This window comes from Micrococcus sp. KRD026 (assembly GCF_017168445.1).
In the GTDB taxonomy this organism is placed as follows: Bacteria; Actinomycetota; Actinomycetes; order Actinomycetales; family Micrococcaceae; genus Micrococcus; species Micrococcus luteus.
On the sequence record NZ_JABFBA010000016.1, the window covers coordinates 13,628 to 25,526 of the forward strand.

Sequence of the window (11,899 nt, forward strand, 5' to 3'; positions counted from 1 at the left end):
GGGCGGGGGTGCCGTCGGGGGTCTCCTCCGGCTCGTCGAGGAGCTCGAAGATGCGCTCGGCCGACGCCACGCCGGAGATCAGCATGTTGGACATGCCGGCGATCTGCCCAAGCGGCTGGTTGAACTCGCGCGAGTACTGGATGAACGCGGTCACGGCGCCGAGGGTCATCTGCCCGTTGGCCACGCGCAGGCCGCCGACCACCGCGATGCCCACGTAGCCCAGCCAGTTCACCCACTGCATGATCGGCATGATCATCCCCGAGTAGAACTGCGCCGTGAACGCGGCCTCGTACAGCTCCTCGTTGCGCTCGTCGAAGCGCGCGGCCATGTCCCGCTGACGGCCGAACACGGTCACCAGCTCGTGCCCCGTGAACGACTCCTCGATGTGCCCGTTGAGCCGGCCCGTCTCCCGCCACTGCGCGGAGAAGAGCGCCTGGGACTTCTTGCCGATCACGCCCACCACCACACCGGCCACCGGCAGGGCGATCAGGGCGATGAGCGCGAGCTGCCAGGACAGCCAGAACATCATGCCGACGATGCCGATCACGGTCAGCGCCGAGTACACGAGCGAGGCGAACGCCTGCTGGAGGGCCTGCTGGACGTTGTCCACGTCGTTGGTGGTGCGGGAGAGCAGGTCGCCACGCTGCCCGCGGTCGAAGTGGCTCAGCGGCAGCCGGTTGATCTTGGCCTCGATGTCCTCGCGCAGGCGGAACACGAGGCGCATCACGAGGTCGTTGAGCACGCGGCCCTGCAGCCACATGAACAGCTGGGCCACGAGGTACATGGCCAGCACGATCAGGATCAGCCGGCCCAGCTCGGTGAAGTCGATCCCCTCGCCCGGTGTGAACGCCATGCCGGAGAGCATCTCCGCGGCCTGGTCCTCGCCCTGGGCGCGCAGCCCGTCGATGACCTGCTCGCGGCTCAGCCCGCCGGGCATCTGCGCGGAGACCACGCCGCCGAAGATCACGTCCATCGCCCGGCCGAGCACGCGCGGCGCCCACACGTTGAACACCACGGCCACCAGCACCGTGACGGCGACGACGGCCAGCCCCAGCTTCTCCGTGCGGAACAGGCTCATGAGCCGCTTCGCGGACGGCCAGAACGCCTTGGCCTTGCGGGCCGGCCCGCCGCCCCAGTCGTCGGTGGCGCCCTGCTCCTGGATCTCGAGGATCTCCTCGTCCGTCAGGTGCTCGCTCATGCCACGTCCTCCGCGGTCAGCTGGGAGTCCACGATCTCCCGGTAGGTCTGGTTGTCCGCCAGCAGCTCGGCGTGGGTGCCGCGGCCGACCACGCGGCCCTCGTCCAGCACGATGATCTGGTCGGCGTCGGTGATGGTGGCCACCCGCTGGGCGACGACGATCCGGGTCACCCCGGCCGCCGCGCGGTCGAGCGCCGCCCGCAGCCGCGCGTCGGTGGTGACGTCCAGCGCGGAGAACGAGTCGTCGAACACGAGGACCCGCGGCTCGGCCACGAGGGCACGCGCGATGGACAGGCGCTGGCGCTGGCCGCCCGAGACGTCCGTGCCGCCCTGAGACAGCCGCGAGTCCAGACCGGAAGCCGCCGCCTCTCCCTTGCCGGTGGTGCGGGCGCGCACGAAGTCGGCGGCCTGGGCCGTCTCGAGGGCCGCCCAGATGCGCTCGTCCGAGGCGTCCGGGGCCCCGAACTGCATGTTCTCCCGCACGGTGCCGGAGAACAGGTACGGCTTCTGCGGCACGAGGGCCACGGCCTCGGTCAGCTCGGCCCGGGCCAGGTCGGTCACCGGCACGCCGTCCACGAGCACCTCGCCGGACGTCGCGTCGTACAGCCGCGGCAGCAGACTGATCAGCGTGGACTTGCCGGAGCCGGTCGAGCCGATGATCGCCGTCGTGGTGCCGGGGGCGACGGCGAAGCTCACGTCGTCGAGCACCGGCGCCTCGGCGCCGGGGTACTGGAAGGTGACGTGGCGCAGCTCCACGGCGCCGTCGCGACGCGCGGGGCTCACCGGGCGGGCCGGCTCGCCGAGCGTGGGGACGGTGTCCAGGACCTCGCCGATGCGGCGCGCGGAGATCACGGCGCGCGGGAGCATCATCATCATGAAGGTGCCCATCATCACCGCCATGAGGATCTGCAGCAGGTACTGCATGAACGCGGTGAGCGCGCCGACCTGCACGAGCCCCGCGTCCACGCGCTGGCCGCCGAACCACAGGACGGCGGCGGTGGCGAGGTGGAGGATCATCGTGATGACCGGGCCGAGCAGCACGAACAGCCGGCCGATCCGCACGGACGTCTCCGTCAGGGCGGCGTTGGCGTCCGTGAACCGGCGCGCCTCGTGGCGCTCGCGCACGAACGCGCGGACCACGCGGATGCCCTGGATCTGCTCGCGCATCACGCCGTTGACGTCGTCGATGTTGTCCTGCATCCGCTGGAACAGCGGCATGAGACCCGCGACGATCCACGCCACGATCACCAGCAGCACCGGCACGGAGACCCACACCAGCCAGGACAGGCCCGGGTCCTCGCGGATGGCCATGATGATGCCGCCGACCGCCATGATCGGCACGGCCACCATGAAGTTCAGGGCCATGAGGGTGAGCATCTGCACCTGGTTGACGTCGTTGGTGCCGCGCGTGATGAGGGTCGCGGCGCCGAAGCGGCCGAGCTCCTCCGCGGAGAACGCGTCCACGCGGGTGTAGACGGCGCGGCGCAGGTCCCGGCCGACGCCCATCGAGGCCTTCGCGCCGAACCACACGGCGGCGATCGCGGCGACCACCTGCACCAGCGCGACGCCGAGCATCACGAGGCCGATGTCCCAGATGCGGGCGGTGTCGCCGCGGGCCACGCCCTCGTCGATGATGCGGGCGTTGAGGCTGGGCAGATACAGCATGGCCAGCGTGCTGATCAGCTGCAGCACGACGACGGCCGCGACGGCGCCGCGATAGCGCCGGCCGTGACGGCGGAGCAGGGTCCAGAGCATGGGGCTCCCAGGGAGTCGGGATGGGCGCGCGGCCGCGTGGGGCCGCAGTGAGGTGGGCCGACGTGGGCCGGGTTCATTGTGCCCCAGCCGCGGGCGAGGAGGTCGGGCAGCAGCCGTCGTCGTCGGACGCCGCGGGCGCACCCCGGACAGCCGGCTGCCGAACCACCCGCTGGCGGACCCGCACGAGGACTGAGCGACGCCAGACGGGGGGCGTGAGCCAGACGTTTCCGCTGCTGAGGGTCCCTCAGAACAGCACGAACATCTGGCTCACGCCCCCGGAACGCCTGGCTCAGCGCCCGAAGAGCCTCGCGAAGAACCCTGCGGCCCCGGCACGGCCCGCGCGGGCTGCGTCGCGCTCGGCATCAGAGTGACGGCCATCGCACCACTGCGCCGCGGGGACGACGGCCTTGACGGACTCGACGTGCCGGCCGCATCCGGCCCAGGTGGCCCTGCGGCAGACGCGGCAGCGCGCAGGACGGCACATGAGGGATCCTTTCGGCGAGGGGGCTTCGGGGTGGCCGGTCAGGCCAGGGTCATGAAGAGCTTCTCGAGCTCGGCGACGGTGAGCTTCTCCTCGTCCTCCGCCTTCTCGGGGTCGGCGAGGCAATACTGCATGGCCGCAGAGACGATCGCGAAGCCGGCGCGATCCAGCGCGGTGGAGACGGCGGAGAGCTGCGTGACCACGTCCTTGCAGCGACCCTCGCCCTCGACCTCGCGGATCACGGCGTCCAGCTGGCCGCGGGCCCGCTTGAGGCGGTTGAGGATCTTGCGCTGGGTCTCGGCGTCGGCGGTGCGCACGGCGACCTCCTTTGTCACGGTGGCGGGGAGGGGAATCATATCCCCAGGGGTATCCGGCGACGTCGCCGGAGGTCACACGAGGAGACCGATGAGTTCCCGGACGAGGATCACCAGGCCCATGGCCAGCACGAACCAGCCGAAGCCCTTCTTCAGCGCCTTCTCCGGGACCCGCTTCACGAGCGGAACGCCGATCAGCCCGCCGACCACGGCCACACCGGTGACCCACAGCAGCAGGTCCCACGGCAGCGTCACGCTGGTCAGGTAGCCGCCGAGGCCCGCGAAGGACTTCATGGCGATCACCAGCAGGGACGTGCCCACCGCGGCGGACATCGGCAGGCCGCCGAGCAGCACGAGCGCGGGGACCACGAGGAACCCGCCGCCGGCGCCGATGATGCCCGTGACGAAGCCGACGACGACGCCCTCCAGCAGGATCTTCCCGAGCGGGTGGCGGCGGGGCTCGACGTCAGCCGAGGCCTCCACTGAGGGGGCGGCCGCCGGCTGCGTCTTCTTGGGCCGGATCATGGCCCACGCCGTGAAGAGCATCATCACCGCGAAGGCGATCAGCAGCAGGGTCCCCGGCAGGAAGCCGCCGACGACGCCGCCCAGGAGGGCACCCACCATCGAGGCCGCGCCGAAGATCAGGCCGGTGCGCCACCGGACGGTGCCGTGCCGCGAGTGCAGCAGCACTGAGACCAGCGAGGTCACACCCACCACGAACAGGGAGCCCGCGATGGCCTGCTTCGGCTCGAGGCCGGCCACGTACGTCAGCAGGGGCACCATCAGGATCGACCCGCCGCCACCCATGAGGCCGAGCAGCAGGCCGACCACGAGGGCCAGGGCGAGGACGATCCACATCACGGGTCAGCTCCGCTTCCCCGCGCCGGTGGGGATGCGGCCGATCACGTCGCCCGCGGAGCGCTCCTGCGCGGGGCGGTTCCACGGCATCTTGGCCAGCACGGACGCCATGGCGCACGTGTTGGACACGGCGGAGAAGGACAGGCCCGCGCCGATCGCGGCGGGGATGAGGCCGAACCGCTTCGAGCCGACCTGGGAGGCCACGGCCCCGACCAGCGCGATGGACCCGGCGGTCATGCGGACCTGACGGTCCATGGACCAGCGGTTGCCGCTGCGGACGACCTCGCCGCCGGCCTCGGCGTAGGCGGAGATGCCGCCCTGCAGGACGCGCGCGGAGGTGAAGCCGGCCTGGGCCAGACGGTCCTGGGCGGTGCCGGCCCGGCTGCCGGACTGGCAGACGAGCACCGCGGTGCCGTCCAGGCGGGCGGCGACCTCGTCCGCGTGCTCCTGGAGCAGGTCCAGCGGCACGTTGTAGGAGCCGGCGATGTGCTCGGTCTCGAACTCGCCGGGGGTGCGCACGTCCAGCACGACGGCGTCGGGGCGGGCGGCCAGCTCGGCCTTCAGGTCGCGCGGGGCGACGGGGGACAGGGTGACGCTCATGGGAGGGGCTCCTCGGGGTTGGTCTGGGGGTGTGTCAGGACTGCTGCCAGGCGGCGTAGCTGCCCTCGAGCTCGATCACGTCGAACCCGGCGCGGCGCAGCGCCTGGGCGGCCACGATGTTGCGCAGGCCGGACTGGCAGAAGGTCACCAGGGTCTTGTCCTTCGGCAGCTCCTCCTGGTGGAAGAGCACCTTGCCGGCGTTCAGCTGCCGGGCGTCCGCCACGGTGCCGTGGGAGAACTCGGTCTTGTTGCGCACGTCCACCAGCACGGTGTCCTGCTCCGCGCCGACCTCGCCGGCCTCGATGCGGGACCGCAGCTCGTCGGCCTGCACGGTGGGCACCGGCTCCAACGTGAGGCCGTCCACGGAGGTGGTGAACGCGGCGGCGGCGTCGACGCCCACGCGGATCATGTGGTCGCGCATCGTGTGCGCGTCCTCGCGGTCCTCGGCGAGCAGGACGAGGGCGGCGTCGTCGCTCTCCGGGTCGTAGGCCCAGCCGGCGTGCGTGGCGACCTTGCCGCGGGACGGAAAGGCCAGCGCGCCCGGCACGGTGCCGGCGAGGATCTCGTCCACACCGCGGGTGTCCGCGAACACGGCGCCCTCGGCGAGCGTCGCCTGCACGCCCCCGGCGTCCAGCTCCTCGAGCTCGGGCAGCTCGCCCAGGATGGCTGGCCCCTGCTTGTTCTGGCGCTTCATGCGGGCGAAGTAGGCGTGGGCGTCGGGCTGGCCGTCGAGCAGCTCGTCGATGAAGCCCTGCTCGTCGTCGTTCTTCAGGTAGTCGGACCACCACGCGTACTTGCGCTCGTAGCCGACCGTGGTGGAGGGCAGCGCGCCGAGTGCCTTGCCGCAGGCGGAGCCGGCGCCGTGGGCCGGGAACACCTGCACGTGGTCCGGGAGGGTCAGGAACTTCGCCTTGAGGGAGGCGAAGAGCTGCTGGGCGCCCTCAAAGCGGGTGTCGACGCCGCCGGCGGCCTCGTCCAGCAGGTCCGGGCGGCCGAGGTCGCCGGAGAACACGAAGTCGCCGGTGAGCATGTAGCCCGGGGCGTCCGCGAAGGCGCCGTCGGTGACGAGGAAGGACAGGTGCTCGGGGGTGTGGCCCGGGGTGTGCACGGCCTCGACGGTGATGTTGCCGAGCGTCACCGTGTCGCCGTCCTTGAGGAGGTTGCCCTCGAAGCCGTAGGCCCAGTCCTCGCCGCCCTCGCCGGACAGGTGGATCTGGGCGCCGGTGGCGTGGGCCAGCTCGCGGGTGCCGGAGAGGTAGTCCGCGTGGATGTGGGTCTCGGTCACGTGGGTGATGGTCATGCCGTTCTTGGCGGCCAGGTCCAGGTACACCTGGATGTCGCGGCGGGGGTCCACCACCATCGCCTCGTTCTTCGCCTGGCAGCCGATCACGTAGCTGGCCTGGGCGAGGTCCTCGTCGTAGATGCGCTCGAGCAGCATGGTTCTCCTCCGGGTCGGGGGGTCTCGATGTCCATCCGATACCCCCTGGGGTATGTCGAGAACGAGCGTAAGGTATACCCCCAGGGGTATGCAAGAGAGAGGGTGAGCCCGGGCGGCGACGGGGAGGGACGGCACGATCAGGAGACGTCGGCAGGGGGCGTGAGCCAGATGATTTCGCTGCGGATCGGGCGTCAGAACTACAGAAACGTCTGGCTCACGCGGCAGGGGGCGTGAGCCAGATGATTCCGCTGCGAATCGAGCGTCAGAACGACAGAAACGTCTGGCTCGCGCGGCGGGGAGCGTGAGCCAGATGATTCCGCTGCGGATCGGGCGTCAGAACTGCAGAAACGTCTGGCTCAGCGCCCGGGGTCCTCAGAGCAGGGGACGCAGTGGTACCAGCAGGGCCTCGACCACGCGGGCGAGGCCGTGACGGTCCTCCCAGCGCGGGGTGTCGATCCGGACGGCCCGCTGGGCGTCGAGAGCGAAGATCTCCTCCATCCGGGCGGCGAAGTCGCGGTCCACGACCACCACGTTGGACTCGTAGTTGAAGCCCAGGGAGAGGCGGTCGACGTTGGCCGAGCCCACGGTGGACCAGATGCCGTCCACGGTGGCGGTCTTCGCGTGGATCATGCTGGCCCTGTACAGCAGGATCGTGATGCCGGCCTCGAGCATCTTCCCGAAGAAGCCGCGCGAGGCCCAGTCCGCCACGATGTGGTTGGAGTCCTCCGGCACCATCACCTGCACGTCCACCCCGCGCCGGGCCGCGTGCAGCAGCGCCTCGAGGACCTGCTGGTCCGGGATGAAGTACGGCGTGTTGATGAGGATGCGGTGCTGCGCCCGCTGGATGGCGTCGAGGTAGCTCAGCCGGATCGGGTAGACCAGGAGCGGCGGCTGGTTCGCGGCCACGGTGACGCGCGGGTCCCACGTGTCCGGGGGGCGCCAGGACATCTGCTCGCCCGCGCGGTGGTGGGCGTTCCACTTGATGGAGATCGACTGGCCCAGCGCCCACACCGCCGGGCCGCGCTCACGCACGTGGGTGTCCCGCCACAGGCGGGCGTAGTCGTCGCCGATGTTGAAGCCGCCGGCGAAGCCGACCTCGTCGTCCACCACCATGATCTTCGAGTGGTTGAACCCGCTGTGCCGGACCACGCCTCGCCAGATCGGGCGGGCGAAGGCCGGCAGCCGGAACACGTGGATGCGCGGGTCCAGCTGACGGTAGAAGCGGGGCGGGACCACGAGGTTCCCGAACCCGTCGTAGGAGACGTAGACCTCCACGCCGCGCGCGGCCGCCCGGTTGAAGGCGTCCATGAACCGCTGGCCCGTGGGGTCGCCCTTCCAGATGAAGGTCTCGAACTTGATGATCCGCTGCGCTCCGTCGATCGCGGCGATCATCTCCTTGTAGAGGTCCTCACCCGAGGTGAAGATGCGCAGCTCGGAGCCCTCCACGTGGGCGTCGAACACGCCGGGGTTCGGCGCGGGTCGGCGCACTCGGCCGCCGCGCTTGACCATGTCCACGCCGGTGAGCCCGGCGGCGACCGTCAGCGGCAGTCCCACGAGACCGACGCCCGCGGCCACGGCCGCTCCCCGGAGGAGACGACGGACCGGCAGGCGGGACAGGGACGGCAGGGACGGTCGACGCATTCGCTCAGTCTACTCAGGGCCCCGTCAGCGCGGATCGGTCGAGCGGCGCATCTCGGTCCAGGCCGCGCTCACCTCGGAGCGCATGCGCACGAGTTCGATCGCCGTCTCCTGCAGCCTCCGGGCGCTCTCGCTCTCGGGGATGTACTGCCGCACCCGCTGGGCCTGGTCCTCCGCGGAGACGTCCACCATGACGGCGATCGAGTGCGCCACCAGGCGGGACTCCGCCCCGGTGCGTCGGCTCGCGTAGACGCGCAGCGCCACATGCATGGACCGCTCCGTGGTGTTCACCAGGAGGGCCTCCACGCGCACGAGGTCGCCCACGTGGATGTTCCGCACGAAGCGCACACCGCCGCCGAACACCGCGACCACGGATTCATGTCCGGTCCAGCGGGCGGCGCAGACGGCGGCCGCCTCGTCCACCCAGCGCAGGATCGCGCCCGCGTTGATGGTGCCGCCCACGGTGGCCTCCGCGTTGGGGGCCAGGAACGCGAGGGTGCTCATCTCCTCGGGGGCCTCCCCGGGCGCGGGGAACGGCAGTCGGGCCATGCCGCGCTCGACGGCGCGGCGGGCCACGGTGGAGCGGCGGGCCTGTTCGTCGCGCTCGATCTGGCCGGGGGTCGAGGGCTCCCAGACCGGCACGGTCACGGGCACCCCGCCCTCCTCCGCGGCGTAGACCACGAGGGACGAGGTGGCGACCACGGGGTCGCCGTCGTCGTCGCGGATCTCCGGCAGCAGCAGGCGGGTCTGGACGTGCACCTCGGCGCCGTCCGTGTGGACCACGCGCGCCTGCACCACGGCACGGCGGTCCACCGGCACGGGGTGCCGGAACTGAGTGTGCCCCATGTAGCGGGCACGCACGAACGTCCCGGCCCAACTCGCCGCGACGGCGTAGCCGGCCTTCTCGATCCAGGAGATGACGGTGCCGGCGTCCACCAGGCCGGTGGGATGATCGAAGCTGTCCGCCCGGAATTCGAGGGCGAGGGCTCCGGGGGGTCTCATGCCGTCGAACGTATCACCCGAGTCCGGGCCCTGTGCGGCCGGTCACGCCCCGTCCAGGAGTCTGCGGGGAACCTCCCGGCCGCGCCCCAGGCGGGTCCGCGCACGGGGGACAATGGACCCATGACCGCCTTCGACCGTCTCCCCCTGCCCGCGGAGCCCCAGACTCCGCACGACCGCCTGCGCCGCCGCACCGAGGCCGCCGTCGCCGAGCGCGGGGAGGCCGCCGTCGCCGGGCTGGCGGTGCGCCTGATGACCGGCGCGGCCACTCCCGATGACGTCACCTCGGGCGCCGCCCGCGCCCTCACCGGCGACGACGGCGACCTCAGCCCCGCCGCGACCGGCGCCCTGGCCCTGATGCACGCGTGGCACCGCAGCGCGCTGCCCGCCCTGACCGGGGCGCTCACCGCCCCCGAGGCGGACGTCCGCTCGGCGGCCCACCTCGTGCTCGCCTCCCGCGCCGGCTCGCTGCGCCGCGATGCCGCCGTCGACCGCACCCTCGTGGACGCGGTGCGGGCCGGCTGTGCCGACCCGGACCCGGAGGTCCGCGCGTCGGCCGCGTCCGCACTGGGTGCCCTCGCCCGCCCCGAGGACCTCGAGTCCGCCCTGCCCGTGCTCACCGGCATGGTGATGGACGTGGACGCGGACCTGGCCGCGGCCGCCGAGCTGGCCCTCGAGCAGCTCGCGATCCGCCTGGACCGGCCCGGCCTGCGGGTCAGCCTCGAGGGCTGAGGCGACGCCCGTGCAGTGCCCCCACTTCGATGTCGGCGAGTGCCGTTCCTGCCCGCTGATGGGCGTGCCGTACGCCCGGCAGCTCGCGGACAAGCAGGCCGCGGTCCTGGCCGCGCTGGCGGACGCGCTCGATGCGGACACGGTCGTGGCCGAGCCGTTCGCCTCCGCGGAGGCCGGGTTCCGGAACAAGGCGAAGCTCGTGGTCACGGGGTCGGCGGCGGCGCCGCGGCTGGGCATCCTGGACCCGCGGCAGCACCCCCGCCATCACGACGGCGCCGGCGTGGACCTGCGCGACTGCGGCCTGTACGAGGCCGGCATGGAAGGCGTGTTCGACGCGTGCGCGGCGGCGGTGACGGCGGCCGGGCTGGAGCCCTACGACGTCGCCGCCCGCACGGGCGAGCTGAAGAACGTGATCGTGACGCTCTCCCCCGACCGGGAGGCGATGGTCCGGTTCGTGCTGCGCTCCGCCGACCGGCTGGACGCGCTGCGCGCGGCGGTGCCGGGGCTGCTGGACGACCTCGCGGCGCGCGGGACACCCGCCGCCGTGGTGAGCGCGAACCTGCTGCCGGAGCACGTGGCCCTGCCCGAGGGCGACGAGGAGATCGTGCTCGCCGGCGGGCCGACGCTCACCATGCGGCTCAACAGGGTGGGCCTGCGGCTGCGCCCGCAGGGGTTCTTCCAGACGAACACCGCGGTGACCGAGGGGCTGTACGCGACGGCGGCGGCGTGGGTCGCCGAGGCCGGCCTGCCGGCGTCGGCGTGGGACCTGTACTGCGGGGTGGGCGGGTTCGCGTTCCACCTGGCCCGGGCCGGCGTGCGCGACGTGTGGGGCATGGAGTCCTCCGCCGAGGCGGTGGCCGCGGCCCGGGAGACGGCCGCGGAGCTCGGCCTGGCCGACCGGGCGCGCTTCTCCGCCGGCGACGCCACCTCCGCGCTTTCGTTCGAGAAACGGCGGGCTCCGGAGGCGCTTTCGTTCAAGAAACGGCGGCCCCGCCCGGACGCCGTCGTCGTGAATCCGCCCCGGCGGGGCATCGGCGCCGAGCTGGCGGACGCGCTGGAGGACTCGGGTGTGCCCACCGTCCTGTACTCCAGCTGCAACCCGGCGACGCTCGCGCAGGACCTGGCCCGGATGCCGAGCTATCGGGTGGCGCGGGTGCAGGTGTTCGACATGTTCCCCCAGACCCGGCACGCGGAGGTGCTCACGCTGCTGACCCGGCGGTGACGGAAGCCGGGGCGCGTCACCGCGGGCTCCCCGCCCGACGGTTCCGCTTCTTCAACTCGACGAAGACCTGCAGCAGCGTCAGAGCCGACGGCGCGAGCGCGGGTTGCGTGAGCACGAGCGGTTGCGCACGGGTCAACCCGCCACCCTGCAACGGCCGTCCCGAGTCCCACCGGTTGGCCTTGCGCAGACCACCCTCGTTCCACAGCCGCTCGTCCACCTTGAGCGCCACCTTCATCGTGTGCTCCGACTCTGGCGCCACAGCACGGACTTCCTTCACGTCCGCCCAGTCCACGGACCAGTCCCGCGTCCACACCCGTCGCTCATCGAACGTGACATGCCGAGGCCGGAACAGACCCATCGTCGCGGCGGGAAGCACCGCCAACGCCAGCGCCAACCCGATGAACGACGCCACACGCCACACCCCGAACCCGGCCGAGACATCCTCCGGCGGCCGGAAGATCACCCACACGAACACCGCGATGCACACCACGACGATCAGCCACAGGAGCAACCACCGCGCCGGACGCACCCGCGCCTGCACCGGCAGACTCGCCAGGATCTCCTCCCGCGTCGCCTTCTTCCGCAACCGCGTCGGCTTAGCATCCATCACTTGCTCATCATCCAGTTCATGAGCCCTTCGCCCCCCGGCCATCTCCGCCGAGTGT

At 72.0% G+C, this 11,899-nt stretch carries 11 protein-coding genes; 2 read left to right on the plus strand and 9 right to left on the minus strand.

Going from position 1 to position 11,899, the window contains the following annotated elements; all coding sequences use genetic code 11:
* From J1M40_RS05930 to J1M40_RS05965, 8 genes are all read right to left on the minus strand, one after another.
* On the minus strand, positions 1 to 1,198 hold a 1,198-nt coding region (locus tag J1M40_RS05930; RefSeq protein WP_206450576.1), incomplete at its 3' end, for an ABC transporter ATP-binding protein.
* Positions 1,195 to 2,952, minus strand: a complete 1,758-nt coding sequence (locus J1M40_RS05935; RefSeq protein ID WP_206450577.1) for an ABC transporter ATP-binding protein — start codon at positions 2,950 to 2,952, stop codon at positions 1,195 to 1,197. The genes J1M40_RS05930 and J1M40_RS05935, both read right to left, overlap by 4 nt.
* 522 nt (positions 2,953 to 3,474) lie before the next feature.
* On the minus strand, positions 3,475 to 3,750 hold the full coding sequence (locus J1M40_RS05940) for a metal-sensitive transcriptional regulator (RefSeq protein WP_036384544.1): 276 nt from the start codon (positions 3,748 to 3,750) through the stop codon (positions 3,475 to 3,477).
* A gap of 72 nt (positions 3,751 to 3,822) precedes the next feature.
* Complete coding sequence (locus tag J1M40_RS05945) at positions 3,823 to 4,605, minus strand: sulfite exporter TauE/SafE family protein (RefSeq protein ID WP_081339249.1); 783 nt, start codon at positions 4,603 to 4,605, stop codon at positions 3,823 to 3,825.
* Positions 4,606 to 4,611: 6 nt separating this feature from the next.
* Positions 4,612 to 5,205, minus strand: a complete 594-nt coding sequence (locus J1M40_RS05950; protein WP_052007121.1) for a rhodanese-like domain-containing protein — start codon at positions 5,203 to 5,205, stop codon at positions 4,612 to 4,614.
* A 34-nt stretch (positions 5,206 to 5,239) separates the two neighbouring features.
* Positions 5,240 to 6,643, minus strand: coding sequence for an MBL fold metallo-hydrolase (locus J1M40_RS05955; RefSeq protein ID WP_036384546.1), 1,404 nt, complete (start codon positions 6,641 to 6,643; stop codon positions 5,240 to 5,242).
* 372 nt (positions 6,644 to 7,015) lie between these two features.
* Positions 7,016 to 8,284, minus strand: coding sequence for a phosphatidylserine/phosphatidylglycerophosphate/cardiolipin synthase family protein (locus J1M40_RS05960; RefSeq protein WP_036316196.1), 1,269 nt, complete (start codon positions 8,282 to 8,284; stop codon positions 7,016 to 7,018).
* A 24-nt stretch (positions 8,285 to 8,308) separates the two neighbouring features.
* Entirely contained in the window at positions 8,309 to 9,283 is a 975-nt protein-coding gene (locus J1M40_RS05965) for an acyl-CoA thioesterase (RefSeq protein WP_036316197.1), read from the minus strand.
* Positions 9,284 to 9,403: 120 nt separating this feature from the next.
* Here J1M40_RS05965 and J1M40_RS05970 point away from each other — a divergent pair, with 120 nt between their 5' ends.
* Both J1M40_RS05970 and rlmC read left to right on the plus strand, forming a co-directional pair.
* Positions 9,404 to 10,012 carry a HEAT repeat domain-containing protein gene (locus J1M40_RS05970; RefSeq protein ID WP_020628173.1) on the plus strand — a complete coding sequence of 203 codons (609 nt, stop codon included), beginning with the start codon at positions 9,404 to 9,406 and terminating at the stop codon, positions 10,010 to 10,012.
* A 10-nt stretch (positions 10,013 to 10,022) separates the two neighbouring features.
* Positions 10,023 to 11,234 (plus strand): 23S rRNA (uracil(747)-C(5))-methyltransferase RlmC, encoded by a 1,212-nt coding sequence (gene rlmC, locus J1M40_RS05975; protein ID WP_043282587.1) that lies wholly within the window; start codon positions 10,023 to 10,025, stop codon positions 11,232 to 11,234.
* A 16-nt stretch (positions 11,235 to 11,250) separates the two neighbouring features.
* Here rlmC and J1M40_RS05980 read toward each other — a convergent pair whose 3' ends face one another.
* On the minus strand, positions 11,251 to 11,841 hold the full coding sequence (locus J1M40_RS05980) for a hypothetical protein (protein ID WP_036316210.1): 591 nt from the start codon (positions 11,839 to 11,841) through the stop codon (positions 11,251 to 11,253).
* Between the last annotated feature and the right edge of the window lie 58 nt (positions 11,842 to 11,899).